The sequence below is a fragment of the Anoxybacillus sp. J5B_2022 genome, assembly GCF_026847645.1.
Taxonomy (GTDB): domain Bacteria; phylum Bacillota; class Bacilli; order Bacillales; family Anoxybacillaceae; genus Anoxybacteroides.
This window is the reverse complement of record NZ_JAPSMC010000010.1, coordinates 40229-66058: the sequence shown is the minus strand read 5'-3', so window position 1 is coordinate 66058 and position 25830 is coordinate 40229. Positions and strand designations below refer to the sequence as shown.

26 protein-coding genes and 2 other annotated features are annotated in these 25830 nt (G+C 43.9%); all 26 genes read right to left on the bottom strand.

The features are described from left to right. A partial coding sequence (locus M4I42_RS04800; protein ID WP_442864072.1) for a lipoprotein occupies positions 1-189 on the bottom strand: 189 nt, incomplete at its 3' end. A 265-nt stretch (positions 190-454) separates the two neighbouring features. Then, the gene (locus tag M4I42_RS04795) at positions 455-622 is read right to left on the bottom strand and encodes a hypothetical protein (RefSeq protein ID WP_268851099.1); all 168 of its coding nucleotides are present in this window, start codon (positions 620-622) and stop codon (positions 455-457) included. Between the two features lie 14 nt (positions 623-636). After that, on the bottom strand, positions 637-2148 hold the full coding sequence (galT, locus tag M4I42_RS04790) for a UDP-glucose--hexose-1-phosphate uridylyltransferase (protein ID WP_268851098.1): 1512 nt from the start codon (positions 2146-2148) through the stop codon (positions 637-639). A gap of 3 nt (positions 2149-2151) precedes the next feature. Beyond that, the gene (galE, locus tag M4I42_RS04785) at positions 2152-3138 is read right to left on the bottom strand and encodes a UDP-glucose 4-epimerase GalE (protein ID WP_171700416.1); all 987 of its coding nucleotides are present in this window, start codon (positions 3136-3138) and stop codon (positions 2152-2154) included. Further along, positions 3135-4316 (bottom strand): galactokinase, encoded by a 1182-nt coding sequence (locus M4I42_RS04780; RefSeq protein ID WP_268851097.1) that lies wholly within the window; start codon positions 4314-4316, stop codon positions 3135-3137. The genes galE and M4I42_RS04780 overlap by 4 nt, the downstream gene beginning before the upstream one ends. Before the next feature lie 222 nt (positions 4317-4538). Further along, complete coding sequence (locus tag M4I42_RS04775) at positions 4539-5624, bottom strand: M42 family metallopeptidase (RefSeq protein ID WP_268851096.1); 1086 nt, start codon at positions 5622-5624, stop codon at positions 4539-4541. Between the two features lie 66 nt (positions 5625-5690). Next, positions 5691-6179 (bottom strand): dUTP diphosphatase, encoded by a 489-nt coding sequence (locus M4I42_RS04770; RefSeq protein ID WP_268851095.1) that lies wholly within the window; start codon positions 6177-6179, stop codon positions 5691-5693. Between the two features lie 55 nt (positions 6180-6234). After that, on the bottom strand, positions 6235-6594 hold the full coding sequence (gene rplT, locus M4I42_RS04765) for a 50S ribosomal protein L20 (RefSeq protein ID WP_066327564.1): 360 nt from the start codon (positions 6592-6594) through the stop codon (positions 6235-6237). Between the two features lie 29 nt (positions 6595-6623). Further along, positions 6624-6824 (bottom strand): 50S ribosomal protein L35, encoded by a 201-nt coding sequence (gene rpmI / locus M4I42_RS04760; RefSeq protein WP_066327566.1) that lies wholly within the window; start codon positions 6822-6824, stop codon positions 6624-6626. 22 nt (positions 6825-6846) lie between these two features. Then, positions 6847-7392: a translation initiation factor IF-3 gene (gene infC / locus M4I42_RS04755; protein ID WP_268851105.1), complete on the bottom strand. Its 546-nt coding sequence runs from the start codon at positions 7390-7392 to the stop codon at positions 6847-6849. A 57-nt stretch (positions 7393-7449) separates the two neighbouring features. Beyond that, positions 7450-7582 (bottom strand) — a sequence feature (ribosomal protein L20 leader region). A gap of 168 nt (positions 7583-7750) precedes the next feature. Next, a complete protein-coding gene (gene thrS, locus M4I42_RS04750) occupies positions 7751-9682 on the bottom strand; it encodes a threonine--tRNA ligase (protein ID WP_268851094.1) in 1932 nt (643 codons plus the stop codon). Positions 9683-9727: 45 nt separating this feature from the next. Continuing rightward, positions 9728-9977: a binding site (T-box leader), on the bottom strand. A 46-nt stretch (positions 9978-10023) separates the two neighbouring features. Next, a complete protein-coding gene (gene ytxC, locus M4I42_RS04745; protein ID WP_268851093.1) occupies positions 10024-10881 on the bottom strand; it encodes a putative sporulation protein YtxC in 858 nt (285 codons plus the stop codon). 107 nt (positions 10882-10988) lie between these two features. Then, positions 10989-11927 (bottom strand): primosomal protein DnaI, encoded by a 939-nt coding sequence (dnaI, locus tag M4I42_RS04740; RefSeq protein ID WP_268851092.1) that lies wholly within the window; start codon positions 11925-11927, stop codon positions 10989-10991. 14 nt (positions 11928-11941) lie between these two features. Continuing rightward, positions 11942-13333 carry a replication initiation and membrane attachment family protein gene (locus tag M4I42_RS04735; protein WP_268851091.1) on the bottom strand — a complete coding sequence of 464 codons (1392 nt, stop codon included), beginning with the start codon at positions 13331-13333 and terminating at the stop codon, positions 11942-11944. Positions 13334-13393: 60 nt separating this feature from the next. Further along, positions 13394-13855: a transcriptional regulator NrdR gene (gene nrdR, locus M4I42_RS04730; RefSeq protein WP_268851090.1), complete on the bottom strand. Its 462-nt coding sequence runs from the start codon at positions 13853-13855 to the stop codon at positions 13394-13396. Between the two features lie 25 nt (positions 13856-13880). Further along, on the bottom strand, positions 13881-14279 hold the full coding sequence (locus M4I42_RS04725; RefSeq protein ID WP_268851089.1) for a cytosolic protein: 399 nt from the start codon (positions 14277-14279) through the stop codon (positions 13881-13883). Positions 14280-14387: 108 nt separating this feature from the next. Next, a complete protein-coding gene (speD, locus tag M4I42_RS04720; RefSeq protein ID WP_066327582.1) occupies positions 14388-14762 on the bottom strand; it encodes an adenosylmethionine decarboxylase in 375 nt (124 codons plus the stop codon). A 238-nt stretch (positions 14763-15000) separates the two neighbouring features. After that, positions 15001-16029: a glyceraldehyde-3-phosphate dehydrogenase gene (locus tag M4I42_RS04715; protein ID WP_268851088.1), complete on the bottom strand. Its 1029-nt coding sequence runs from the start codon at positions 16027-16029 to the stop codon at positions 15001-15003. Between the two features lie 124 nt (positions 16030-16153). Then, positions 16154-16753: a dephospho-CoA kinase gene (coaE, locus tag M4I42_RS04710; RefSeq protein WP_268851087.1), complete on the bottom strand. Its 600-nt coding sequence runs from the start codon at positions 16751-16753 to the stop codon at positions 16154-16156. Positions 16754-16768: 15 nt separating this feature from the next. Further along, on the bottom strand, positions 16769-17590 hold the full coding sequence (mutM, locus tag M4I42_RS04705) for a DNA-formamidopyrimidine glycosylase (protein WP_268851086.1): 822 nt from the start codon (positions 17588-17590) through the stop codon (positions 16769-16771). Positions 17591-17605: 15 nt separating this feature from the next. Next, positions 17606-20236: a DNA polymerase I gene (gene polA / locus M4I42_RS04700; protein ID WP_268851085.1), complete on the bottom strand. Its 2631-nt coding sequence runs from the start codon at positions 20234-20236 to the stop codon at positions 17606-17608. Between the two features lie 186 nt (positions 20237-20422). After that, on the bottom strand, positions 20423-22171 hold the full coding sequence (pnpS, locus tag M4I42_RS04695) for a two-component system histidine kinase PnpS (RefSeq protein WP_268851084.1): 1749 nt from the start codon (positions 22169-22171) through the stop codon (positions 20423-20425). Further along, positions 22164-22874: a response regulator transcription factor gene (locus M4I42_RS04690; RefSeq protein WP_268851083.1), complete on the bottom strand. Its 711-nt coding sequence runs from the start codon at positions 22872-22874 to the stop codon at positions 22164-22166. The genes pnpS and M4I42_RS04690 overlap by 8 nt, the downstream gene beginning before the upstream one ends. Positions 22875-22962: 88 nt before the next feature. Continuing rightward, entirely contained in the window at positions 22963-23433 is a 471-nt protein-coding gene (locus tag M4I42_RS04685) for a MaoC family dehydratase (protein ID WP_268851082.1), read from the bottom strand. An 83-nt stretch (positions 23434-23516) separates the two neighbouring features. Continuing rightward, entirely contained in the window at positions 23517-24455 is a 939-nt protein-coding gene (gene mdh / locus M4I42_RS04680) for a malate dehydrogenase (RefSeq protein ID WP_183253313.1), read from the bottom strand. A gap of 24 nt (positions 24456-24479) precedes the next feature. Then, positions 24480-25754: an NADP-dependent isocitrate dehydrogenase gene (gene icd, locus M4I42_RS04675; RefSeq protein ID WP_268851081.1), complete on the bottom strand. Its 1275-nt coding sequence runs from the start codon at positions 25752-25754 to the stop codon at positions 24480-24482. Positions 25755-25830: the final 76 nt, after the last annotated feature.

The following is a 25830-nucleotide window of genomic DNA, read 5'->3' as shown; positions in this document are numbered from 1 at the left end:
AGGATTCTCTTTCTTATAAAACTCTTCTGCAATTTTCATCGCTTTTACGTTAAAATTTGGATCCCACGTCCACACTGTTATTTCATTCGTACTTTTTGTACCATCTGTAGCTCCCCCGGTTTTCGTTTCTGAAGAACAAGCAGTTAATAGAAGAATACTTACTAAAAATAGTGTCAAAATCTTTTTCAAAGGAAATCCCTCCTGTTTTTTTAATTCTTATGAACTTTTGGTGAAAAAGGAGTCTAATTAAGAATATACAGCCGAAAAACATACATTTTTCAGTTGTTGTCTTAATGAAATGAGCCTTTTCACTAAGTGCGTAAGATCCAATGTTTATAGACATTATCATCTTATGCATATTATGTTGCCAACTGTCGGAACGAGACTTCTCTAAACCTTCACGGCTTCATCATGCTCTCTTAACACTGCTACATCAACCCCCTGAATCCTCCATTCACCTCCTTGAAAACATTTTCCATCCATATCGCATGTTGACGGTACAAACAGCTCCAATAGCCATTTGCCCCCATCTTCTGACCGTTTTCACACCCATTCTTCGAATATCTTCTTCAATCATTTCTTTTGGCCAGTATTCTGGATAATAGTCTACACCGATATACATTTTTTTCCCCATCTTTATTCATTTCGTTCCTGAAGGTGCTGAATAAAGCGATGAAACGCTCGCTTTCCTTCTTCCGTCCGCTTAAACACTCCCGCATGTTCGAGTACTTGTTCAAATCGTTTTCCTACTTCTTCTTTTAATAATTCATGTACATCATCAAAAACATAGTGTCTTTCCATTATGTCTTGCACCCATTCCCAATGTTTCAATAACGACGGTTCCCATTGCTCTTTTGGCGTTTGATTTTTCATATATCGTGCGATATGGTCTAGCTCATCCGCCAATCGACTAGGCAATACCGCTAATCCCATGACTTCAATTAAACCGATATTTTCCTTTTTAATATGGTGCAATTCCTCATGTGGATGAAAAATACCGTATGGATATTGTTCTGATGTGCGATTGTTTCTTAACACGATGTCCATCTCGTACAACTCCCCACGTCGACGAGCAATTGGCGTGACTGTATTGTGCGGCACATCGTTTGTTTGTGCATATATATCCACTTGAGGATCGCTATATTTTTTCCATTCTTTATAAATCAAATCACTCACTTGTAATACATCATTCTTTGCTCCACGTATACGTATAACTGACATCGGCCAACGAACAATGCTCATTTGTACGTGAGGATAAGCTGGCAATGTAAACGAAAAATCAGATGGAGCTTTTTCAATCGCAAACGTATATTTTCCACCTTGAAAATGATCGTGCGATAAAATAGATCCTCCTACAATTGGTAAATCAGCATTAGAGCCGATAAAATAATGTGGAAATTGATCGACAAAATCAAGCAACCGTTCAAACGTTTTTCTTTCCATTTTCATCGGCATATGTTTATCGCGTAATACGATGCAATGTTCATTGTAATAAACGTAAGGGGAATATTGGAAAAACCAACGTTCACTGCATAGTTCAATCGGAATGATACGATGGTTCGCTCGTGCAGGATGACGAATCGTTCCTGCATACCCTTCATTTTCAATACATAACAAGCAAGTAGGATAACGTTGTTCCTTTACGTCCTTCATGCGCGCAATATCTCGAGGATCTTTCTCGGGTTTGGATAAGTTAATCGTGATATCCATATCCCCATATTTCGTACGCGCTTTCCATCGTCTATTTTTCATCACTCGGTCTACGCGAATGTAATTGGATGCTTGACTAAGCTCATAAAACCAAGTTGTCGCCTCTTGTTTGTTTCGCTTATATTTCTCATAAAACGTTTGAATGATCGTTGACGGACGCGCTACAAAACAATTCATAATCTCTGTATCAAATAAATCGCGATCAGTAACTGTCTTTCCAACAAGCCGTCCATGTTCTTCAGCCCAATGGATCATCCGTTGTAAGATGGAAACAAGTGGGCGATCCGAGGAAGGCATCACGTCAACTTGTTGCCATTCGTCTAATTTCAACAACGCTAATATTCGATTGCGTGTATAAATGACATCTTCTCGTTCAATTAGGCGATGATGGAGCGCATATTGAATGAGTGTTTCAATTTCTTCGTAAATGTTCACCATGAGTTACACCTCTTCATATCCGTTCGGATTCGCCTCGTGCCACTCCCATGCTGAAGCAACAATTTCTTCAATCGTTGTGTATAACGGTTTCCAGCCAAGTTCACGTTTTGCTTTTTCCGATGAAGCAACTAAACGCGCAGGATCTCCAGGTCGTCTCGGCACAACTTTTTCAGGAATCGGATGTCCCGTCACGCGTCGTGCAGCCTCAATGACTTCTTTTACAGAAAAACCGTTGCCATTTCCTAAATTGTATATGTTGCTTTCCCCACCGTTTCTTAGTTTTTCTACCGCTAATAGATGAGCATCGACTAAATCTAGCACATGAATGTAGTCACGAATGCACGTGCCATCAGGCGTGTCGTAATCATCTCCAAAAATATGAATCTCTTCTCGTTTCCGTAGCGGCACTTGCAAAATAAGTGGAATTAAATGGGTCTCCGGACGATGATCTTCACCAAGCATCGTTCCATACGCTCCAGCAACATTAAAATATCGTAAAGAAATGTAACGAATACCGTGTGCAACGTTCACCCATTTCATCATTTTTTCCATCGCTAGTTTTGTTTCTCCATACGGACTTTCAGGATTTGTTTCATCTGCCTCTTGAATCGGAATTTGTTTTGGTTCCCCATACACCGCAGCCGTTGAGGAGAAAACAATTTGTTTGACGCCATATTCATTCATCACATCAAGCAACACTTCTGTTCCATAAACGTTGTTGTTGTAATAAGCTAACGGCTGTTTCACACTTTCTCCAACAAGAGAATGTGCTGCAAAATGGATCACTGTATCGATTTCATGATTTTTAAATACGTTGCTTAAAAAGTGGCGATCACGAATATCACCTTCATAAAATATCGCCTCTGGATGAACAGCTTTTCGATGTCCTGTTTGTAAATTATCCACGACAGCAACTCTTTCTCCTTTTTCGATTAAACGATACACTGCATGACTTCCAATGTATCCAGCCCCACCGCAAACGAGAATCATCGTATGCTCTCTCCTTCTTTTGTAAGCTGTTTTGCTCCATCGCCAATTTTAGCTACATAAAAACTTGGGGCATAACCAATCTCCATTTCATACATTTGACCGACTTGCTCAATAAACGATGGAATATGATCGTCCTTTACAATATTTACAGTACAACCACCAAAGCCTGCCCCCGTCATACGTGCTCCTATTGTACCTTCATGTTTCCATGCCGCTTCAACAAGCGTATCTAACTCTTTTCCCGTCACTTCATAATCATCACGCAATGATTCATGTGATTGACGCATCAATTGTCCAAATGTATGCAAATCTCCTTGGCGTAAAACAAAAGCCGCTTGCTTTGTCCGCTCATTCTCTGAAACGACATGTCGCACCCTTTTTTGTTCGATCGGAGACAATACATGTGCATATTGATTAAACTGTTCCATCGTCATATCTCCAAGCGAGTTGATGCGTACATATTGTTGTAATTTCGTCAACGCCTGCTCGCATGTCGCACGGCGCTCGTTATATGCTGAATCAGCTAATCCCCTCTTTTTATTCGTATTGGCAATGACGATCGAGCAATCTTCCAAAGACAGGGGCAAATATTCGTATTGAAGCGTTTGGCAATCGAGCAGTAGCGCATGACCTGCTTTTCCCATTCCAACCGCAAATTGATCCATAATGCCACAATTCACACCGATATATTCGTTTTCTACTTGTTGGCTAATCTTCACTAATTCCAACATCTCGATATTTAATTCAAACAAATAGTTCAACATGACGGCCGTAACGAGCTCAATCGACGCAGACGAAGATAATCCAGCCCCATTCGGAATATTGCCATAGTATAAGACGTCAATCCCGCTTTGTACATCTTTTGGCATGAGCGCACGAATCATTCCTTTCGGATAATTCGCCCATCCATGACGTTCGTCATATGCAAGTTCATCTTTTGTCACAGAGACAATTCCATCTTCATGAAAGTTTTTTGAATAGAGCCGAATCATCCCATCATCATTCAACCGAGCGACCGCATATTTTCCGATATGCAATGAGCAAGGGAGCACATACCCGCCGTTATAATCTGTATGTTCTCCAATTAAATTGACACGGCCGGGGGCGAAGAAGACAGATGATCTTCCATATCCCCCCTGAAATACTTTTATATATTCATTTTTTAAATGTTCAATCATTCTAGAACACCACTTTGCTTAAATTTATTTTAATACTAGTTACCTAAATAATCAGAAATTAAATAACCTTTTCTTATTCATTGTTATCTCCCCCTAGAAATAAGTTTTATTTTAGTAAGCGCTTACTTCTGTTAATAAAAATTTTAGTAAATTATTTAACTTAAGTCAATAAAAATTTTCTAAAAAAAAGTAAAAAGTCGACCCTATTCGAGTCGACTTCTCTTAATCAAACGTAATTTCTTTCACTTTTTCTTCATCGAGACGCTTAATGACTTCGACTAGTAGTTTTACTGTTTGTTCGTAGTCATCGCGGTGAAGAAGGGCAGCGTGAGAGTGAATGTAGCGCGTTGGGATGGAAATGGTGAGCGCTGGAACACCGCTTGCAGTTAGGTGAATCGCACCAGCATCTGTTCCTCCGCCCGGCATCGCGTCGAAATGGTACGGAATGTTCAGTTCTTCCGCGACATCGAGGACGAATTCGCGCAACCCTTTATGCGACACAAGCGTTGCATCATATAACACGATATGCGGACCCGCACCAAGTTTGCCCATTGCTTCTTTTTCCGACACGCCTGGGGTGTCGCCAGCGATGCCGACATCAACCGCAAAGGCAATGTCTGGTTGAATCGTGTGCGCTGCTGTTTTCGCCCCGCGCAATCCGACTTCTTCTTGCACGGTGCCAACACCGTATACAACGTTCGGATGCTCCACGTCTTTCAGCTGCTTAAGCACATCAATCGCAATCGCACAACCGATGCGGTTATCCCATGCTTTTGCGAGCAACATTTTTTCGTTGTTCATGACAGTAAACTCAAAATACGGAACGATCGAATCGCCTGGGCGCACTCCCCACTCCAGCGCTTCGTCACGGCTGGAGGCGCCGATGTCAATAAACATATCTTTGATTTCGACTGGTTTTTTGCGCGCTTCCGGCGGCAAAATGTGCGGCGGCTTCGAGCCGATGACGCCGGTAATATCGCCTTTTTTCGTCACGATCGTCACGCGCTGGGCAAGCATCACTTGTCCCCACCAACCGCCAAGCGTTTGAAAGCGAATAAAGCCTTTTTCATCAATTTGCGTCACCATAAACCCAACTTCGTCCAAATGGCCTGCGACCATAATTTTAGGGCCTTTTTCGTTCCCTACCTTTTTCGCGATTAAGCTGCCAAGACCGTCAGTCGTTACTTCGTCCGCGTAAGGAGCGATATGTTTTTTCATCACTTCCCGAGCTTCCCGTTCATTGCCCGGGACACCTTTTGCGTCCGTTAATTCTTTTAACATTTGCAACGTCGGATCTAACTTTGTCATCTTCAAACCCCTTTCACCGTCTCTTCCCCATTATACCGAAAACAATCGACTATGTACAAAAATTGGTTAATAATTTTGTGTTTGCCGTTCATGGTTTACTTCATTTTTTGCCATGTATGCTTGTTCAATTTGTTCCGACGTAAATTGCAGCGCATGTCCAAGTGCCGCATACGATCGCAACAACGCTTCGTACGTTTCGAAAGTTAGCGACTGCTCAAACAAATGAATGGCTTGAAAAACGGCTAAAAACTGGGCAACGAGCGGTTTGCTTTCTTCAACGTTCGGCCACTCTACGCGCGCTGCCAACTGAAGATCTAACCCGAGCGATAAAATAAAATGCAACCCATCGACGTATTCTTCTAATATTGTTTCGAAAGAAGCAGGCGGTTTCGAGCTCCAAAATTTAAAACAGCGCGTTTCGTTTGCGAGTTCTCCCACTTCGACTAAAAGCGCCAACAGTTTGCGCTCGACGAGATTTTCTCCTTCTAGCCCGCGCTCGGTTTCAATTCGCTCATCTAGCTGCCGCTGCATCGTGTATAGACGTTGAATATCCATCTACTTTCCCCCTTTAAAAAATGACCATTCTCTTAAGAGAATGGCCATTCATTACTTATTTATTTAAGTTTTCTTTTGCGATGTTTGCTAGTTGTGTGAATGCTGCGGCATCGTTTACTGCTAAATCTGCAAGCATTTTACGGTTCACTTCTACGCCCGCAAGCTTTAAGCCGTGCATTAAACGGCTGTAAGAAAGACCGTTCATGCGCGCTGCTGCGTTAATACGCGTAATCCAAAGTTTACGGAAATCGCGTTTCCGTTGACGACGGTCGCGATATGCGTACATTAATGATTTCATTACTTGTTGGTTCGCGACTCTATATAAACGATGTTTAGAACCGAAATAGCCTTTTGCAAGTTTAAGAATTTTTTTACGACGTCTGCGTGTGACTGTTCCGCCTTTTACACGTGGCATTTGTATTCCCTCCTACGAATGATTCCGAATTATTTTACGTTGTCAAGCAATTGACGAATGCGTTTGAAGTCGCCAGAAGATACAAGCGTTGCTTTACGAAGTTTGCGTTTTTGTTTTTGCGTTTTGTTTGCGAATAAATGGCTAGTAAATGCATGAGAACGTTTCAATTTCCCAGTGCCCGTCTTTTTAAAACGCTTTGCAGAGCCTTTATGTGTTTTCATTTTTGGCATAAGGTGTATCCTCCTCGTTCGATTATTTATCGTTTTTCGGCGCTAACACTAAAAACATGCTCCGGCCGTCCATTTTTGGTGCCGATTCAATGACACTAATATCGGCGCACGCCTCAGAAAAACGGTCTAATACACGTTGACCGATTTCTTTATGCGTAATTGCCCGCCCTTTAAAACGAATCGTTGCTTTCACTTTATCTCCTTTTTCAAGGAACTTCCGCGCGTTGCGCAATTTCGTGTTGAAGTCATGTTCTTCGATCGTTGGGCTTAAACGAACTTCTTTTACGTTAATCACTTTTTGCTTTTTACGCGCTTCTTTTTCTTTCTTTTGCTGCTCGAAACGGAATTTGCCGTAATCCATAATGCGGCATACTGGCGGTTTTGCGTTTGGTGCCACCATCACTAAATCGAGATTGAGTCTTGCCGCGATTTCGAGCGCTTCTTGTTTCGATTTAATGCCTAATTGTTCGCCGTTTGGATCGATTAAACGAACTTCGCGTGCACGAATGCCTTCGTTAATGATAAAATCTTTGCTAATAACTAGCCACCTCCAAGGTTTTTTCCGAATGACTTGTTTGTTTTTCGCACCCTTTTGAAAAGCGGGAGCAGCTAGAGCCTCCGCTTTTCTAAATAAAAAGCGTGGATGCATACGACACCCACGCTATTACGCCCGAATTTTATAAAACCGAACCGTAACAACCTGCCAACAGCAACTAACGCGTCAGCCAGGTGAGAAGCGGGTGCTTCTGCTTATGTCACAAACAAGTATTCTATTCGACTTATGTAGTATACCATGTTGGAAGCGGCATGTCAATATTTGCTTATTGCTTACTTCGGCACAACATTTTTCATTATAGCTAATGTTGCGATGTTTGGCAACAACTTTTTTCAAAAAAATACTGCGGAGTTTTCCTCCGCAGTGCTGTTTAACGGCGCACTTCTGCTTTTATTGTTGCAATAAAGTCGTCAAGCGCCATCGTTTCGCTTTTTTGTTCCCCGTATTTGCGGACGTTGACTGTTCCTTCTTTCACTTCATTGTCACCGACAACGAGCATATAAGGAATTTTTTGCATTTGCGCTTCCCGGATTTTGTAGCCGATTTTCTCATCGCGCTCATCGACTTCGACACGGAATCCTTGCGCTTGAAGCGCTTCTTTTATTTTGTATGCATAGTCGGCATGAACAGCCGGTGAAACAGGAATGACTTCCACTTGTACCGGCGCAAGCCATGTCGGGAACGCTCCTTTATACTCTTCAATTAAGAACGCGACAAATCGCTCCATCGTCGATACAACGCCGCGGTGAATGACGACCGGACGATGCGGCTTTCCATCTTCGCCGATATATGTCAAGTCAAAGCGTTCCGGCAATAAGAAATCGAGCTGGACAGTCGAGAGCGTTTCATCTTTTCCGAGCGCCGTACGCACTTGCACATCTAATTTCGGACCGTAAAATGCCGCTTCGCCTTCCGCTTCATAATAGTCAAGCCCTAGCTCATCCATCGCTTCGCGCAACATCGTTTGCGCTTTTTCCCACATCGCGTCATCGTCATAATACTTTTCTTTATCGTGCGGGTCGCGATAAGAAAGACGAAACGAATATTCGTCTAAGCCGAAATCTTTATACACTTCAAGAATTAAGTTGACGACGCGCTTAAACTCATCTTTAATTTGGTCCGGACGGACGAAAATATGAGCGTCGTTCAATGTCATTCCGCGCACACGTTGTAAGCCTGTCAACGCGCCTGACATTTCATAGCGGTGCATCGTTCCAAGCTCGGCAATACGAATCGGTAGCTCACGGTAGCTATGAATTTTGTTTTTGTAAATCATCATATGGTGCGGGCAGTTCATCGGACGAAGCACAAGTTGCTCGTTATCCATTTCCATCGGTGGGAACATGCCGTCTTTATAATGATCCCAGTGGCCGGACGTTTTATATAATTCCACGCTACCTAGCACCGGCGTGTATACGTGTTGATAGCCAAGCTCCAATTCTTTGTCGACGATGTAGCGCTCGATCGTGCGGCGGATCGTCGCTCCTTTCGGTAGCCAAAGCGGCAACCCTTGTCCAACTTTTTGCGATGTCGTAAATAGCTCTAATTCTTTTCCTAGCTTGCGATGGTCGCGTTCTTTCGCTTCTTGCAATAGACGGAGGTATTCGTCAAGCTCTTCTTTTGTAAAAAACGCTGTGCCGTAAATGCGCTGCAACATTTTGTTGTTGCTGTCACCACGCCAGTACGCCCCAGCAATGTTTAGCAGCTTAAACTCTTTAATTTTTCCTGTCGATGGAACGTGAACACCGCGGCAAAGGTCAAAAAACTCCCCTTGCTCATAAATCGAAACGACTTCGCCGTCCGGAATATCATGAATCAACTCAATTTTTAAGTGATCGCCGATTTCTTCGTAACGGCGAATTGCTTCTTCGCGGCTTACTTCTTTCCGGACAATTTCTAAGTTTTCTTTCACAATTTTCCGCATTTCTTGTTCGATTTTTGGAAGGTCTTCCGGCGTTAGCGACTCCTCCATGTCAATGTCATAGTAAAAGCCGTTTTCAATCACCGGTCCGACACCAAGTTTCACATGTTTATACAGGCGCTTAATCGCTTGCGCCATTAAATGAGCGGTACTATGCCGCAAAATTTCTAACGCTTCCGGCATGTCCGGCGTAATAATCGAAATCGCCCCATCTTCGGTAATCGGGGTACGCAAATCGAGCAACCGATCGTTTAGTTTTCCTGCAATCGCTTTTTTCTTTAACCCTGGGCTGATCGAAGCAGCGATTTCTTCTGTTGTGATTCCTTTCGGAAACTCCTTCATCGCTCCATCAGGAAACGTAATTTTCACTACATCTGACATGGTCCTTCACTCCTTTTTGCTGTAAAATAAAAAACTCATCCCTAACTAAGGGACGAGTTCGTTTCGTGGTTCCACCCTTCTTCCCATCGCTAAAACGACCAATGGTCGGAACGCGATGGCTCGAATAGCATAACGGTGCCTTCTCCGTCAGCCATTACTCAACGGGGGATCGACCGTCTTTCACAGCTGAAGTTCCGAGGTGGTAAGTGCATTTTTCGTGTTAGGAAGGTTCCAGCCTAGCCTTCCCTCTCTGGAAACCGTAAAAATACACTCGTGTCCTCATCATCACTTTTTTCATCGATTGATTATGTACGTAATTATAAAATGAGAGCGTGGAAAAATCAAGTCGATCCGTCGTTTGTCCATATCGGACGAACAAAAGCGTGAACGGGACAAAAACGAAGCCGCTCTTGAAATACGTTTTGAATCGTTTGAATCATGCCGTCGTCCGGCTCGTCCGTATATACATAAATCGTCTGCGGAGCGAGCGAAACAAGCGGCGCCAACACCGAAGAGTCGATATACATCGGTTGATTGACCGTCAAATTCCGGTCGATCCATTGCTTTAGTTCCGGCTTGGCCACGTGGCGAAACTGCTCGTCAAAAAAAAGAAACTCTGGCGAACGATGAACAAGATGGACAACCGGCCATTTCGCTTCTCGCTCAGCTACGTAGTCGCGCAACATTTGCACAAAATTTTGATACTCTTGCTCTAATTTGTACTCGTCAATAGCTAACTCCACATAATAATGAAGCAGCCCGATGTACCGTTTTAAACGAAAGGTGATAAACGACGCCATCGAAAAAGAAAGCCCATCTTTTAAAAATGGCAATAATGCGTTCATAATGAGCGTTTCTCGCGAATCCATCGGCTGCTTTCCACTCCGATAATCATGCCTTTCTCCCTCCAAAAACGAATGGGCGAGCTGTAAAATTTGTTGCTGTTCTTCCTCCGCTTTAAAATAAAACGTCCCTGAAATAATCGATAATAATAGCCGATCTTCGACAAACCGAAGAATAAATTGAGCAATCGCTCGTGCGATGCCAGCCGATATCATCCCATCCGCGCGTTCATCTATGTGAATGGTGACTACTCGATCGCCGTCATGCTCACAGCTAAAGAGCGGATCAGCGATTGCTTCGAAGAGACGGGCAAATTTTTCTACATCGTTGCTCTGTTCAAAATAAATTTTGATCAATGTTGTCCCCCCTTTATCAGTGAATGCTTGTTCTATATATATGGGAGGACAAACTCATTTAGAATCAGAAAAAGCATCGGAAAGCCCTTTCGACAGGGCTGATTTGCCTATGCCTCGAAACGGCGGTTTCGTCCTTTAATCTCGACTGGTTGCGCTAAATAGCGGATGCGCTCCATAATGCGCGCTGCTTTCACTTGCTCTTCCTCGCCGCGTTGCGAATACGTTAAATGATGGGCAAGCTGCTGCAAATCAAAATTCGACGTGAAAAAAGTCGGTAAATTTTCTAGCATCCGGTATTGCAAAACCGGCCCTAATAAATCGTCGCGCACCCAGCTCGACATCGATTCTGCCCCGATATCGTCAAGCATTAAAACAGGCACTTTTTTGACGTATTCTAGCTTCTCGTTGATCGTTTGATCATGGAGTGAGCTTTTTAACTCACGAAAAAACTCTGGCACATACACAATAAGAGAAGCAATATTTTTTTTCGCCAACGCATTGGCAATCGCACCAAGGATGTATGTTTTTCCGACACCAAACGAACCGTATAAGTACAATCCTTTCATCTTTTTCCCCGGTTCGTAATTCGAAACGAACTGTTCCGCCAGTTCAATCGCCTTCATCCGCCCTTCGTCGGTGAGGTCTACATCCGATAAAGAGGCTTGCAAAATTTCCCGCGGTACAAATAAGCTTTGAATTAACGCTTCTTGCCGCTTCCGCTCATCGTGCTTGATTTTTGTTGGGCAACGGTCGTATCGGACGTCAATGGCATTTCCTTGCCAAACAAGGCGTGGATGATACCCTTTTAGCAGGTTTTTGCATGTGTCTAAACTCGGGCACCGCTTGCAGTTTTTCGTTTGCTGAATGAACTCGTACAGCTTGACGAGGCTACGGTCTAGTACTTCCGCTGTAATTTTCCCTTCATGCTCGCGCAAAAACGCTTGGACTTCGCGGTGGGACAGCACTTCTTGTTTCAGTTGTTCATAGCGCTGGCGAAAATCTTTCCGATGAAGCAGGCGGCTGAGCAGCTGGTTCATATGTTCCATGTTCCCACATCCTATTACTCATTTCGATATTTTTTCAGCCGCTCTTCTAGTTCGCGGCGTTTCATTTCCAGATCGCTCGCTTCCGTTTGTTCGCTTTCTTTTTGACTATAATCCATGTTGAGCCAATCCGGCAACATTTCTTTGCGCACGGTTTTACGAGCAGGTTTTTTCTCTTTTTCGCTCGCCCAGCTTTGGTATTTTTTCGCTTCTTTTTTCGCGAGTTCCATCGCTTCTTTGACGGTGCGAATTTTTTTGCGCGCCCAATGGCTAGCAATTTTTTCGACGTATGCTTTCGACAGCTTCATATCGGTCCGTAACATCACATAATAAATCAATACATTCACCACGCCAGGCAACAGTTTTTGCTGGAACATTATGTCTTCAATAAGTTGTAAATCGCTCATCGAAGGTTCCGCACCGCCTGAAATCTCGATTAACAGCTGGCGCGGGGAAATCGTCTCGAGCTGCTTGATGAGTTGTTCTTCTTTCGTTTTCGGCTCGACGTCCATCATCGTTCGATACGAGAGCGGCTGCACGCGCGTGCTTAAATGCGGCAGTTCATCATCCCCCCGCTCAAATTGATACCAGTCACGTGCGGCCTTTCGGAGCGCTTCAATATCAATATGTTCCGCCGGATCGATCACGCCTATGACAATTTTTTGCATATCTAACGGACTAATTCCGTATAAAAAAGCGAGCTTTTTGATCGCTTCCCGCACTTTCGCGTTCACCGCCCGCTTCGGAACGATCTGCTTGGAAAGTCCGGCAAAAAATAAGTCAAAGTCAAACACGTCTTCCTCAAGCACATACGTTTCTTCGCTCCGATCGAAATATTTTCGTTCATCGGAGAGAGATAAATCTTGTTTCGTTTCCTCATTCATCGTAGCGACCATTTGCTCTGGATGAACCGAAGTAAAAATTTCATTAAACGACCTTGTGATCGGGGAAAAGCCGCTTGTATCAATTGCCGGCACAGAAAAAAATTGTTTTAATTTATGAAATTTCGTCCGACCGACACGGCTATAAAGAAACACGTTCAGCACGCCGTCGTTGAAAAATTGTTCCGGCGAAAGCGGCGGCTGCAACTCGTAAATAAACTGCTTCGGATCTTGCGCGTGGTTGACATATGTTTTCAACAGTCCAATTCCTTCAAGTTTCAGCCGTTCATCGTAAATGTCTTTTAGGCTACATTGCATAATCGCCATTAAGCTATGATGCGTCGTTTCCGCGCTGAGAAATTGTTGATCAAGCTCACCCCATAGCGTCATATATAAGCTGAATGCGCGAGAGCCAATTAGCGGCTGGTATAATAGCGTGACCACTTTGCGGTCAAACTCATGCAAAATTCCGTTGCTACGCACAACATACCGATCGACGGGAATCAGTTCTTTCCAATGATGTTCCATACTATCGACCTTCCTTAATAGATTAAAAAAAGGGCTTGTCCGAGTTACCGCGTAAGCCCTTTACTGTTGTTCTTTTTTGATCAGTTCTTTCAGTTCGTCAATAAAGACGTTTAAATCTTTAAATTGCCGGTAAACAGAGGCGAAGCGGACGTATGCTACTTCGTCGACTTTCGACAGCCGTTCCATGACCATTTCGCCGATTGTTTCGCTTTTCACTTCCGCGACTCCACGGTTGCGCAATTCCCTTTCAATTTCTTGTGTGATTTGCTCTAGCTGCTCGAGCGCGACCGGCCGTTTTTCACACGCTTTAATCAACCCGCGCAATATTTTCTCTTGACTGAACTCCTCGCGCGTTCCTTCTTTTTTGACGACAATTAATGGCATTTCTTCCACTTTTTCAAATGTAGTGAATCGATAATGGCACTGTTCGCATTCCCGTCTGCGGCGAATTGAACGCCCTTCATCAACTGGACGCGAATCAAGCACCCTTGTTCCGTTATGATGGCAAGTTGGGCACTTCACAAGAACCACTCCGTTTTGTTTAGTTTCATCCGTTGATTCCAGAGCCGATATACGGCAAGCGCTGGTCCAGTTTTTCGTACAAATCAAGAATGACGCGACGGCTCCAACCAAAATCGAACGGTAATACGTTTGTATTAGTCGTTACGGAAAAATCAATCGCAGTTTCAAATGGACGAACGGAAATGACCGTAATGACGATAAACGCTTTTTTGCCACGGCGAGTCGCAGCGCTAAATTCCCCCCGCTCTTCCGATACAGAAAGAAGCTCATATTCCGAAGAAGACTCAAGCAGTTCTTTCACCGCTTTTATCGCATGAGCGTTCGTCACCTTATAATAACGGCTTCGCAACTGTTCGTCTTCATGGGTTTCTTTCGTTTCGCAATGATTCGTAAAGGCATACTTTAGTTTGTTCCAAATGCTCATTTCTGCCGCTCCTTGTGCAATTCTTTATTATTATGATACCACTAGTGCTAGGTATATGTACAATACAAAAAAAGAGGTGCGTTTGCCACCTCTTTTTGTTTTCGTTATTTACAATGCTTTCACGTTTTTCAATTCGATTGGACCCATTCCGCGCGGAAGTTCGATCGTTTCGCGCGTTTGCGCCCCTAGCGCTTCCGCGATGTAGTCTGCAGCAATCGTCGGATCAAGGTTTCCACATGTATACACGTCAATGCTCGCATACCCATGCTCTGGGAAGCTGTGAATCGTTAAGTGCGATTCCGAAATAATGACGACTCCGCTTACTCCTTGTGGCGCGAACTTATGGAATGCTACTTCCCGAATTTCTGCGCCAGATTTCAATGCTGCATCAACAAATGTTTTTTCAATAAATTCGATGTCATTCAGCTTATCAAAATCGCATCCCCATAATTCTGAGATAACGTGACGACCCATTGTGTCCATCAAAAAATCCCCCTTTAACTTATTTTCCAAAAAATAAACATGAAATTCTTTTGCATAATGGCATGTATAACTACCACGGGGGAAAGTTAGTCCAAAGAGGTCCTAACCCTTTAAGTAGTCACATTACCGTGCGTTTAAGAAGTTCACGAAACATAGTATACTTTGTTTATTTTTTTTTTGCAATACACTTTTTGATTTTTTTCGAAAATGGGAAAAGCGCTGACCGAGGCCAGCGCTTTTATGCGTTCACTTTTAATTTTTCCATCATTTTGTTGGCGACTAAATTCGCTAAGTCTACCACGCGGCAAGAGTAGCCCCATTCGTTGTCGTACCAAGCGAGCACTTTCACTTTCCGTCCTTCCATCACCATTGTTGACAGCCCATCGACAATCGCCGAATGTGGGTTTGTGTTGAAATCGATCGACACGAGCGGCTCGGTTGTAAAATCAAGAATGCCTTTTAACGAACCGTTCGCCGCACGAATAAACGCCTCATTCACTTCGTCGACGGTTACGTCCCGCTTCAAGTCCACGACCAAATCGACGAGTGAAACGTTTGGCGTCGGAACGCGAAGCGCCATGCCATGTAACTTCCCTTTTAAATGCGGCAAGACGAGCGCTAGCGCTTTCGCCGCACCTGTCGTCGTCGGAATGATCGATTGTGCGCAAGAACGAGCGCGACGCAAATCTTTATGCGGGTTGTCAATGTTTTTCTGGTCGTTTGTATACGCGTGCACGGTCGTCATTAGCCCGTTTTCAATGCCAAACGCTTCATCAAGCACTTTCACAACCGGTGCCAAACAGTTCGTTGTGCACGAAGCGTTCGAAATAATGAAATGTTCGTCAATATCGAGCATCTTTTCATTCACGCCCACCACGATCGTCACATCTTCGTTTTTTCCCGGCGCTGTTAAAATCACACGTTTCGCTCCTGCTTCTAAATGAAGGCTTGCTTTTTCTTTAGCATTAAATTTCCCCGTCGCTTCGATGACGATATCAATGTCTAGCTCTTTCCATGGAAGTTGCTGCGGGTCGCGCGAATTGAGCAGCAGCACTTTTTTTCCGTTCACTAATAAGCCATCTTCAAGTGCAATTACTTCCCCTGCAAATTTTCCATGAGTGGAGTCATATTTTATTAAATGAGCTAATGTTTCTGCTGGATAGCTCGCATTAATCGCAACGATATCTAAGTTTTCAGCAGCAATGGCATTGCGAAATACCATTCGCCCAATTCGTCCAAACCCATTAATCGCTACTTTCGCTTTCATTAAGTTTTCTCCTCTCAAATATATGTTATACTAATTATCTCCTATTCGCATAATTAGTATAACATATTTTTATGATTTGTGTAGAGTAAATCGTACAAAAAAATAAAAAAAGACGTCCTATTTTTTACAGGACATCCCATTTGTTTAAAATATATAAAAGCTGTTCTCGCGTTTTATCGACCGTTCCGTTGTTATCAATGACCGCATCCGCATGCGCTTTTTTTTCGCTAAGCGGCATTTGCGAACGAATGCGGGCGAGCGCCTCTTCTTGAGAAAACCCGTTCCGCTTCATCAGCCGCTCCAGCTGGGTCGCTTCATCTACATAAACGACAATAATTTTATCTACGAAATGAGTTAGCTTGCTTTCAAACAAAAGCGGAATATCAAGCACAACTACCGGCTCGCCGCGGCGGATATACGCTTCTCGTTCGGCAAGCATTTTTTTTCGAACAGCCGGGTGAACGATCGCGTTTAGCTGCTTCCGCTTTTCTTCATCATGAAACACGATCGCTCCTAACTTCGCTCGGTCAATTTCACCGTTCGCTTCGAGAATGTCATTCCCGAACGTTTCCACAATGCGAACGTACGCTTCTTCTCCAACGTTCACTACTTCCCGAGCGATGATGTCCGCATCAATGACTGGAATGTTCAACTCTTTTAGCATGTGCGCTACCGTACTTTTGCCGCTGGAAATTCCACCCGTTAAACCGATCGTTAGCGCCATTTTCTCCCCCCTCTTTTATTGTTGGCACCGTTCGCAATAATGAGTGCCACGCCCGGCAACCGTTATTTTTCGCACAGGATGCCCGCATTGTTTGCATGGCTCTCCTTTGCGGCCATAGACAAACAATTGTAATTGAAATGTTCCGGACACTCCTTGCGTATTGACGTATGTTCGAACAGTGCTTCCCCCATGCTCAATCGCTTCGTGCAACGTTGCCACTATTTCGCGGTAAAGACGTTCGATTTCTTCCGCTGTCAACGAAGAAGCGGTTCGCTCCGGATGGAGACGCGAGCGGAATAACGTTTCGTCCACATAAATGTTGCCGAGCCCAACGACAACCGTTTGATCTAACAGCACGCTTTTTATGTTTCGGCTCGTTTTTTGCAGCTTATTCATTAGAAACTCTGGCGTAAATGCCGGCGAAAACGGCTCCGGCCCTAACAACGATAGCGGCGGCTGCGCTTCTTCTTCTCCCGCTTTGAACAAATGCATCGTCCCAAATTTTCGCACATCACGATACCTTAATTCGGTCCCATCTGTAAATTGAAAAATGACGTGTGTATGCGGCTCGATCGGTGCGGTAGATGGCTGCAAAAGGTAGCGCCCTTCCATGCGCAAATGGGAAACGAGCACAAGTTCATCTAGCAAAAATTTCAAAAACTTCCCGCGGCGCTCGACGCTTTGAATCGTTTGGCCTTGCAGCATTTCAGCAAACGTTACGACATCCGGTTTTTTGATGATATTCGGCCAAAACACTTGGACATGTTGAATCGTTTTACCGACGGTTAACGGAATGAGTGTGCGTTTAACTGTTTCGACCTCTGGCAATTCCGGCATTGCAAATCCCTTCCTTTACTTCGCATCATACCAAGTTGGTCCATAGTGATAATCCACTTTGAGCGGCACGCGCAGCTCGATGGCATTTTCCATCACTTCTGGAACGATCTTTGTGAGCCGCTCAATTTCCGCTTTCGGCGCTTCTAAAATCAATTCGTCATGCACTTGCAATAAAATCCGCGCTTGCATCCCCTCTTTTTGTAACCGCTCTGCTAAATCGATCATCGCCTTTTTAATAATATCTGCCGCGCTTCCTTGAATCGGCGTATTCATCGCCGTTCGCTCCGCAAAGCTTCGCAAATTGAAATTGCGGCTTGTAATGTCCGGAAGATAACGGCGGCGATGCAAAAGCGTCGTTACGTACCCCGTTTGCTTCGCTTGTTGCACGATTTCCTCCATATACCGTTTTACCCCTGGGAAGCTCACAAAGTATCGTTCAATAAATTGCGCTGCTTCTTTGCGGGAAATGTTCAAGTTTTGCGATAAGCCGTAATCGCTAATGCCATACACGATACCGAAGTTCACCGCTTTTGCATGACGGCGCATTTGCGGCGTTACTTCTTCTGCGCTGACGTGGAAAATATCCATCGCCGTTTTCGTATGAATGTCCCAATCATGTTGGAACGCTGCAATTAAGTTTTCGTCATTGGCAATGTGCGCTAGCACGCGCAATTCAATTTGTGAATAATCGGCCGCAAAAATGACCCAATCCGGCTCCGATGGAACGAACGCTTGACGAATTTTCCGGCCTTCTTCCAAGCGAATCGGAATGTTTTGCAAATTCGGTTCTGTCGAGCTTAGCCGCCCTGTTTGCGTTAACGCTTGGTTAAAAATCGTATGCACTTTGCTCGTGTCTGGATGGACAACTTTTAATAGCCCTTCAATATACGTCGATTGCAGTTTGCCGAGCTGGCGATAGTGCAAAATTTTCTCGACAATCTCATGTTGCGAGGCAAGCTTCTCTAACACATCCGCCGATGTCGAATAACCAGTTTTCGTTTTTTTCAGCGCCGGCAATTGCAATTTTTCAAATAAAATGACGCCAAGCTGTTTCGGCGAGTTAATGTTAAACGCTTGTCCGGCGAGTTGGTAAATTTCCTGCTCAAGCGCTTGCAACTGTTCTTGAAGCTCATCGCCCATCTCTTTTAGCCGCTCGACGTTGATCGTAATCCCTAAAAATTCCATATCGGCTAAAATCATCGTCAGTGGCAATTCTAATTCCGTAAACAGCGAATATTGTTCATTTTCTTTTAAATCGACGATGAATGTTTCTTTTAACGCGCGGATGGCCGCTGCCTTTCGAACGAGATGCTCCGCCAATGTCGATTCATCCGGCACTTTTTGTTTTGCGCCTTTGCCGTACACGACTTCGTCTTGTTGCACGTCCGTATACTGTTTTGCCTTTGCTACCGAAGCGACATCCTCCGTCGATTGCGACGGATTTAAAAGGTACGACGCAATGAGCAGATCAAAATCCACTCCGCGCATGTCAATGCCTTGCCATCTTAAGGCAACGATTGCCCGTTTCGCATCAAATACGCTTTTTTTCACCTTTTCGTCTTCAAGCCATTGTTTAAAAGAAGGAGACGACAACGCGACCTTCGTTGGAATAAAAAAGTTCCCTTTTTCATTGGCAATGGCAAAACCAAGAATCGGTGCTTTATGATAGTTTTCTTCCAACACTTCGACAACGACAGACGCTTCGTCTGTTAATATTTCTCCTGTAATGTCTCGGATAACCGTATAGGAAACCGCTGTTAAATGCACCGGCTCTTCTTGCTGTTTTGGCGCGATTTTTGCGAGCAACGAGTTAAAGCCAAGCTCTTTAAATAACGCGGTTACTTTGTCTAAATCGTATCCTTCGTATTTTGTATCTTCGAGCGTAATATCAAGCGGGGCATCGCGCAAAATCGTTGCTAACTGTTTGCTCATGAGCGCAACATCGCGATGTTGTTCGAGGCTTTCTTTCACTTTTTTTCCGCTCACTCGCTCAAGCGAGGCGAGCAATTGCTCGACTGTCCCGAACTCTTTTAATAGCTTAAGCGCCGTTTTTTCCCCAACACCCGGCACGCCTGGAATGTTATCGGACGCATCGCCCATCAATCCTTTTAAATCAATAATTTGTTCCGGCGTGAGCCCATATTTTTCTTTAATCGTTTCCGGCGTATACGACTCAACATCGGTAATGCCTTTTTTCGTGATCTCGACCGTTACATGTTCGGACGCTAACTGCGTTAAATCTCGGTCCCCCGAAATGACTTTGACGTCAAATCCTTCTTTTTCTGCTTGAGCGCATAGTGTACCGATAATATCGTCCGCTTCATAATTATCCAGTTCATACGAACGGATTTGATACGCCTCTAGCAGCTTGCGCAAGAGCGGAAACTGTTCCGATAGCTCCGGTGGAGTTTTTTGTCTGCCGCCTTTATACGCTTCAAACGTTTCATGGCGAAACGTCGTCTTCCCAGCATCAAATGCCACTAACAGATGGGTCGGCTTTTCTTCCGCTAAAATTTTCATGAGCATCATCGTAAATCCGTAAATTGCATTCGTATGAATTCCTTTATCGTTATGTAAAAGCGGCAAAGCGAAAAACGCCCGGTACGCAATGCTATTGCCGTCAATCAATACTAACTTTTTCTTCAAACATTGTCCCTCCTCCAACTCAGTTGCTTTTATTGTAGCATGATTGGGGACATAATGAAAAAAAAGACGAGAACATTTTTTCGTTCTCGTCTTCAAGGGTTGGCTCCCTGGATGAAGGGGTTTTCGTGTTTATCGTAACAAACGTTTATGAATAAAGAGTAAAAAAGATGTTAACATTTTGTAAATCTATGCTTCTTTCGGAAAATGAACAGTAAAAATCGTTCCTTGGCCGATCCGGCTTTTGACAGTAATATAGCCGTGATGGGCTTCGACGAGATGTTTGACGATCGCAAGCCCTAGTCCTGTCCCGCCAGAATTGCGACTTCTCGCTTTATCGACACGATAAAATCTCTCAAAAATGCGCGGAATTTCGTTTTCTTCAATGCCGATGCCTGTATCTTCGACGTGAACAAGCACTTCATCGAGTTGCTCCTCCACTCGGACTTCGACGCGTCCGTCTTTTGGTGTATACGTCAGCGCGTTCGTAATTAAATTAATAAAAATTTGCTTTAGCCGGTCGCTGTCGCCCGCCACATAGATCGGACTAGCAGCGCTCAAATGCAAATGAATATTTTTCTCCTCCGCTTTTCCGTAAAACATAACGATCAATTCGGTAAGTAATTGAGTGAGATTTACTTGTTCAATACGCAGTTGAAATCCGTGCTGTTCGATTTTCGATAAATCAAGCAAATCTTGAATTAAACTTTGCAACCGTTCGCTTTCTTTCAAAATAATTGATAAAAAGTGTTCCAACGCCCGCTCGTCTTTCATCGCCCCGTCCAATAACGTTTCAGCAAACCCTTTGATCGATGTAATGGGCGTTTTTAATTCGTGCGATACGTTGGCGACAAAGTCTTTGCGCATTTGCTCCAGTTTTTTCAGCTCCGTAATGTCATGGAACACAAGCACGATCCCTTTCCATTCATCGTTCGTACCGATAATCGGCGCCCCATATACTTCAAAATATTTCCTGTCAATATCGACTGTTAAGACGAGCTGTTTGCGAATTTTCGTTTCTTTCATAAAAATTTCATCCACAAGTTTGATGATTTCTTTATGAGCGAACACCTCTGTGTACAGCCGATGTAAATAATCGACCGGACGGATATGGAAAATTTCTTTATATGCCCGGTTCACTAAGTTAATGTAACCGCGGCTGTCAATTAAAATTAAACCGCTGCCGACATTTTCAATGAGCGTATGCAGCCGGTCCGTTTGCATCTCTTGAATTTTGCTCATTTCTTGCAAATTGCGAGCTAAAATGTTAATCGAATGTGTGAGCATCCCCGTTTCATCGTTATGTGTTTCGTATACTCTCGCTTTATAGTTTCCACGGGCTAGTTCAAACGCAACTTTTGTTGCCGCCTCAATCGGTTTCATATATTGGTTCGCAATTTTAAGCCCTAATAAAATAATCACAATAAGCGCCATGCCTAAACTGCTAATGAGCACGCCCCAAATTTGCTGGTTAATTTTTTTCAACGAACTGACGGGCGTGCTTAAAATAACATATCCCGCCTCTTTTCCAGCGCGAGAAAACGGAACGATGTAATAATACACGTTTTGTTTTTCTTCCATAATCGACAGATTTTTTTCACTTTTGCTGTGTAAAATATCACGGACGATTTGCTCATGATCGTCATCGCTAATATTAGCGATCCGCCCTGTATCAAGCAGTGTCCTCTCTTTTTCATCGAGAACGGTAATGCGCGCAGACAGTGTTTTACTCATATTTTGCACTTGCGGACGAGCCGCTTCGATTGTTTCACTTCCGAGCAAAAGCGCGATCATTTTCGCCTCTTTTTCAATGCGTTTATTCATCGTTTCTAAATAAAAATCTTTGAACAATTGCCCTAATAAAATACCGAGGCAAATCAGCACCGTTACAATGAGCGAAACGAGCGCAAATAAAAGGCGAGATCGAAAGTTAGTCATCGTTTTTTGGCTCCTCTAGCTTGTAGCCTAAGCCGCGAATCGTTTTAATGTATAAAGGTTTTTTCGTATTTTGTTCGATTTTTTCCCGCAAATGGCTAATGTGGACATCGACGATGCGCGTATCTCCGGAAAAATCGTAGTTCCATACCGCACTTAACAATTGATCCCGCGTTAATACCCGTCCTTTATGCTTCGCTAAATATAAAAGAAGTTCAAATTCTTTCGGTGTTAACTCTAACGCCGCGCTGTTAAAATATGCTTCATAACGATCTGGGAAAATCGTTAAATCCCCAATGACCATTTTGTCCGTTTCTTCTTCTGTTTGTATAGCCTGTGGCTGGATGCGCCGCAAAATCGCTTTCATACGGGCTACTACTTCACGCGGACTAAATGGCTTTGTCATATAATCATCGGCGCCAAGTTCTAGCCCGAGCACTTTATCGAACTCGTCATCTTTTGCTGTCAGCATTAAAATCGGGAGCATCATTTTTTGTTGGCGCAATTGTTTACATACTTCGATTCCATCCATTTTCGGAAGCATTAAATCGAGAATCATTAAATCCGGCTGTTCGCGAATTGCTTTTTGCATGCCTTCTTCGCCATCACTCGCCGTGATAACCTCAAACCCCGCTTGCTCTAAGTTGTATTGCAAAAGCGTCACGATGGACGGTTCATCGTCTACAACTAATACTTTTTTACTCATACTCTCCTCCTGTTTAAAAAGATTGTTAATTTTATTATATCACATAATAAAAAAAAGACCGCCTCTTTCAAAAGGCAGCCTTAATATACTAAAAGTTTTCTAACACGTGGCTATCGAGCAATGATAACGCATATGGCGGACAAACGGCCAACATCCCTTCGAGCACTTTTTCTTTTTCGTCACGCAGCGCTTCAACCGCAATCGTAATCGAATGATCTTCTATATCTACCCCTTTGACTTCAAACCAAAATTGCAGCTGTTCATAATGATAGACAGGCTTGAGAAAATGAATATCATGCCTTTTAATATGGCTTCCCGGGCCCGGCAAATATTTCGAAATGGCGGACGTGATCATTCCTGTCAACATAATCGCTGGGACGATCGGCTTTTTCAACGGTGTTTGTGAAGCGTAGTCGTGCTGGATGTATAGCGGATTCGCATCATCGGTTAATCCGAGATACAGCAATAAGTCTTTATCTTCAATTTTCGTGTTAATGACTAATTTTTCCCCGACCGTGATTTCCGATATATTTCTCCCAAGTTTTCGCTTTTTTAACATCGCTTACACCCCTTTGTTTAGAAAGCGTTTTCATTATGTATAGAAACAAACATTCGGGAATGCCCCGAATGTTTGTCCACGCTTTATTCTAATACTTTCATGACATTTTTTACGGATTCGACGGATTTCGCAAGCGCCGCTTTTTCTTCTTCCGTAAGTTCAAGCTCGATTACTTTTTCGATACCGTTGCCGCCTAAAATTGTCGGTACGCCTAAGTAAATGCCTTCATATCCGTATTCGCCTTCAAGATATGCAATCGCTGGGAGTACGCGGCGTTGGTCTTTAATGATCGCTTCAACCATTTCGACAAGCGAAGCTGCTGGCGCATAGTAAGCGCTGCCGTTGCCAAGCAAGTTCACGATTTCGCCGCCGCCTTTGCGCGTACGTTCCACAATCGCATCTAAGCGCTCTTTCGGAATTAATGTTTCAAGCGGGATACCGCCTGCGTAAGAGTAGCGGACGAGCGGAACCATATCGTCGCCATGTCCACCTAATACAAAGCCAGTAATGTCTTTTACCGAAAGATTTAATTCTTGCGCAACAAACGTGCGGAAACGTGCAGTATCAAGTACGCCTGATTGACCGATGACGCGGTTTTTCGGGAATCCAGATTCTTTGTAAACGGTGTACGTCATCGCATCAACTGGGTTTGTCAACACGATAATATAGCAATTCGGCGAATATTTAACAATTTCTTTTGTGACGGCCTTCATAATTTTTTGGTTCGTTGTCACTAAATCGTCACGGCTCATCCCTGGTTTGCGCGCGATTCCAGCAGTGATGACAACGATGTCAGAATCCGCTGTATCCGCATAATCAGACGTGCCGATAATGTTCGCATCAAACCCTAATACAGGGCTTGATTCTAGCATATCGAGCGCTTTTCCTTTCGTCGGGTTTTCTAATTGCGGGATATCAACTAATACGACGTCCCCCAGTTCTTTTTGCGCTAAAATAAATGCTGTTGTCGCCCCAGTAAACCCTGCGCCAATGACCGATATTTTTTTGCGTTTCATTGTCACCTTCCCCATCCCCCTATTGATTCATTATGCTTCCATATTGCGAATTAACGCATCAGCAAACTCCGAACATTTCACTTCTGTTGCGCCTTCCATGAGACGAGCAAAGTCATACGTAACCACTTTCGACGCAATCGTTTTTTCCATCGAATCAATGATCAATTTCGCTGCTTCGTTCCACCCAAGATGTTCAAACATCATGACGCCTGACAAAATAACGGATGATGGATTCACTTTATCTAATCCAGCATATTTCGGCGCCGTACCGTGCGTTGCTTCAAAAATCGCATGCCCTGTTTCATAGTTAATGTTCGCGCCAGGCGCAATGCCGATACCGCCCACTTGCGCTGCTAAAGCATCCGAGATGTAGTCGCCGTTCAAGTTCATCGTTGCTACCACATCGAACTCACGCGGACGAGTTAAAATTTGTTGTAAGAAAATATCGGCAATCGCATCTTTAATGATGATTTTTCCAGCTGCTTCTGCTTCCGCTTGCGCTTTGTTCGCTGCTTCTTTTCCTTCTGTTTCGACAATGCGGTCATATTCTGCCCATGTGAACACTTTATCGCCAAATTCTTGTTCCGCTAATTCATAGCCCCAGTTTTTGAACGCGCCTTCCGTAAATTTCATAATGTTTCCTTTATGCACGAGCGTGACAGATTTGCGGCCATGCTCGATCGCATAATTAATCGCTGCCCGCACGAGGCGTTTCGTTCCTTCCTCCGAAATAGGTTTAATGCCGATCCCCGATGTTTCTGGGAAGCGGATTTTGCGGACGCCCATTTCATTTTGTAAGAAATCAATCACTTTCTTAACTTCTGGTGTCCCCTTTGCATATTCGATGCCGGCATAAATGTCTTCTGTGTTTTCGCGGAAAATGACCATATCCGTATCTTCAGGGCGCTTTACTGGAGAAGGTACGCCTTTAAAATAACGAACTGGGCGCAAGCAAACAAATAAATCTAATTCTTGGCGAAGTGCGACGTTTAACGAGCGAATTCCGCCGCCTACTGGCGTTGTAAGCGGTCCTTTAATCGCAATTATGTATTCACGAATGACATCAAGCGTTTCTTGCGGCAACCATTCTCCTGTCAGTTTGTAAGCTTTTTCACCAGCAAGAACTTCTTTCCACACAATTTTCTTTTCGCCTTTGTACGCTTTTTCGACTGCTGCTTCTAACACCCGGGATGCTGCTGCCCAAATATCCGGTCCTGTTCCGTCTCCTTCAATGAAAGGAATAATCGGATTGTTTGGCACGTTTAACACGCCGTTTGTGACTGTAATTTTTTCACCTTGAACCACTTGTAACAACCTCCAATGTATTTAATGTGAAGGGCGAGAACGTGTTAATTCCCCGCCCTTTGTTCCCTTTGCTGTC

Bases quoted from the DNA above. Each gene is read 5' to 3' on its own strand.
- M4I42_RS04795 (WP_268851099.1), bottom strand. From the start codon at position 622: ATGTATATCGGTGTAGACTATTATCCAGAATACTGGCCAAAAGAAATG.
- galT (WP_268851098.1), bottom strand. From the start codon at position 2,148: ATGGTGAACATTTACGAAGAAATTGAAACACTCATTCAATATGCGCTC.
- galE (WP_171700416.1), bottom strand. From the start codon at position 3,138: ATGATTCTCGTTTGCGGTGGGGCTGGATACATTGGAAGTCATGCAGTG.
- M4I42_RS04780 (WP_268851097.1), bottom strand. From the start codon at position 4,316: ATGATTGAACATTTAAAAAATGAATATATAAAAGTATTTCAGGGGGGA.
- M4I42_RS04775 (WP_268851096.1), bottom strand. From the start codon at position 5,624: ATGACAAAGTTAGATCCGACGTTGCAAATGTTAAAAGAATTAACGGAC.
- M4I42_RS04770 (WP_268851095.1), bottom strand. From the start codon at position 6,179: ATGGATATTCAACGTCTATACACGATGCAGCGGCAGCTAGATGAGCGA.
- rplT (WP_066327564.1), bottom strand. From the start codon at position 6,594: ATGCCACGTGTAAAAGGCGGAACAGTCACACGCAGACGTCGTAAAAAA.
- rpmI (WP_066327566.1), bottom strand. From the start codon at position 6,824: ATGCCAAAAATGAAAACACATAAAGGCTCTGCAAAGCGTTTTAAAAAG.
- thrS (WP_268851094.1), bottom strand. From the start codon at position 9,682: ATGTCAGATGTAGTGAAAATTACGTTTCCTGATGGAGCGATGAAGGAG.
- dnaI (WP_268851092.1), bottom strand. From the start codon at position 11,927: ATGGAACATATGAACCAGCTGCTCAGCCGCCTGCTTCATCGGAAAGAT.
- M4I42_RS04735 (WP_268851091.1), bottom strand. From the start codon at position 13,333: ATGGAACATCATTGGAAAGAACTGATTCCCGTCGATCGGTATGTTGTG.
- M4I42_RS04725 (WP_268851089.1), bottom strand. From the start codon at position 14,279: ATGAGCATTTGGAACAAACTAAAGTATGCCTTTACGAATCATTGCGAA.
- speD (WP_066327582.1), bottom strand. From the start codon at position 14,762: ATGGACACAATGGGTCGTCACGTTATCTCAGAATTATGGGGATGCGAT.
- M4I42_RS04715 (WP_268851088.1), bottom strand. From the start codon at position 16,029: ATGAAAGCGAAAGTAGCGATTAATGGGTTTGGACGAATTGGGCGAATG.
- coaE (WP_268851087.1), bottom strand. From the start codon at position 16,753: ATGGCGCTAACGATCGGTTTAACGGGTGGAATTTCCAGCGGCAAAAGT.
- mutM (WP_268851086.1), bottom strand. From the start codon at position 17,590: ATGCCGGAATTGCCAGAGGTCGAAACAGTTAAACGCACACTCATTCCG.
- pnpS (WP_268851084.1), bottom strand. From the start codon at position 22,171: ATGACTAACTTTCGATCTCGCCTTTTATTTGCGCTCGTTTCGCTCATT.
- M4I42_RS04690 (WP_268851083.1), bottom strand. From the start codon at position 22,874: ATGAGTAAAAAAGTATTAGTTGTAGACGATGAACCGTCCATCGTGACG.
- M4I42_RS04685 (WP_268851082.1), bottom strand. From the start codon at position 23,433: ATGTTAAAAAAGCGAAAACTTGGGAGAAATATATCGGAAATCACGGTC.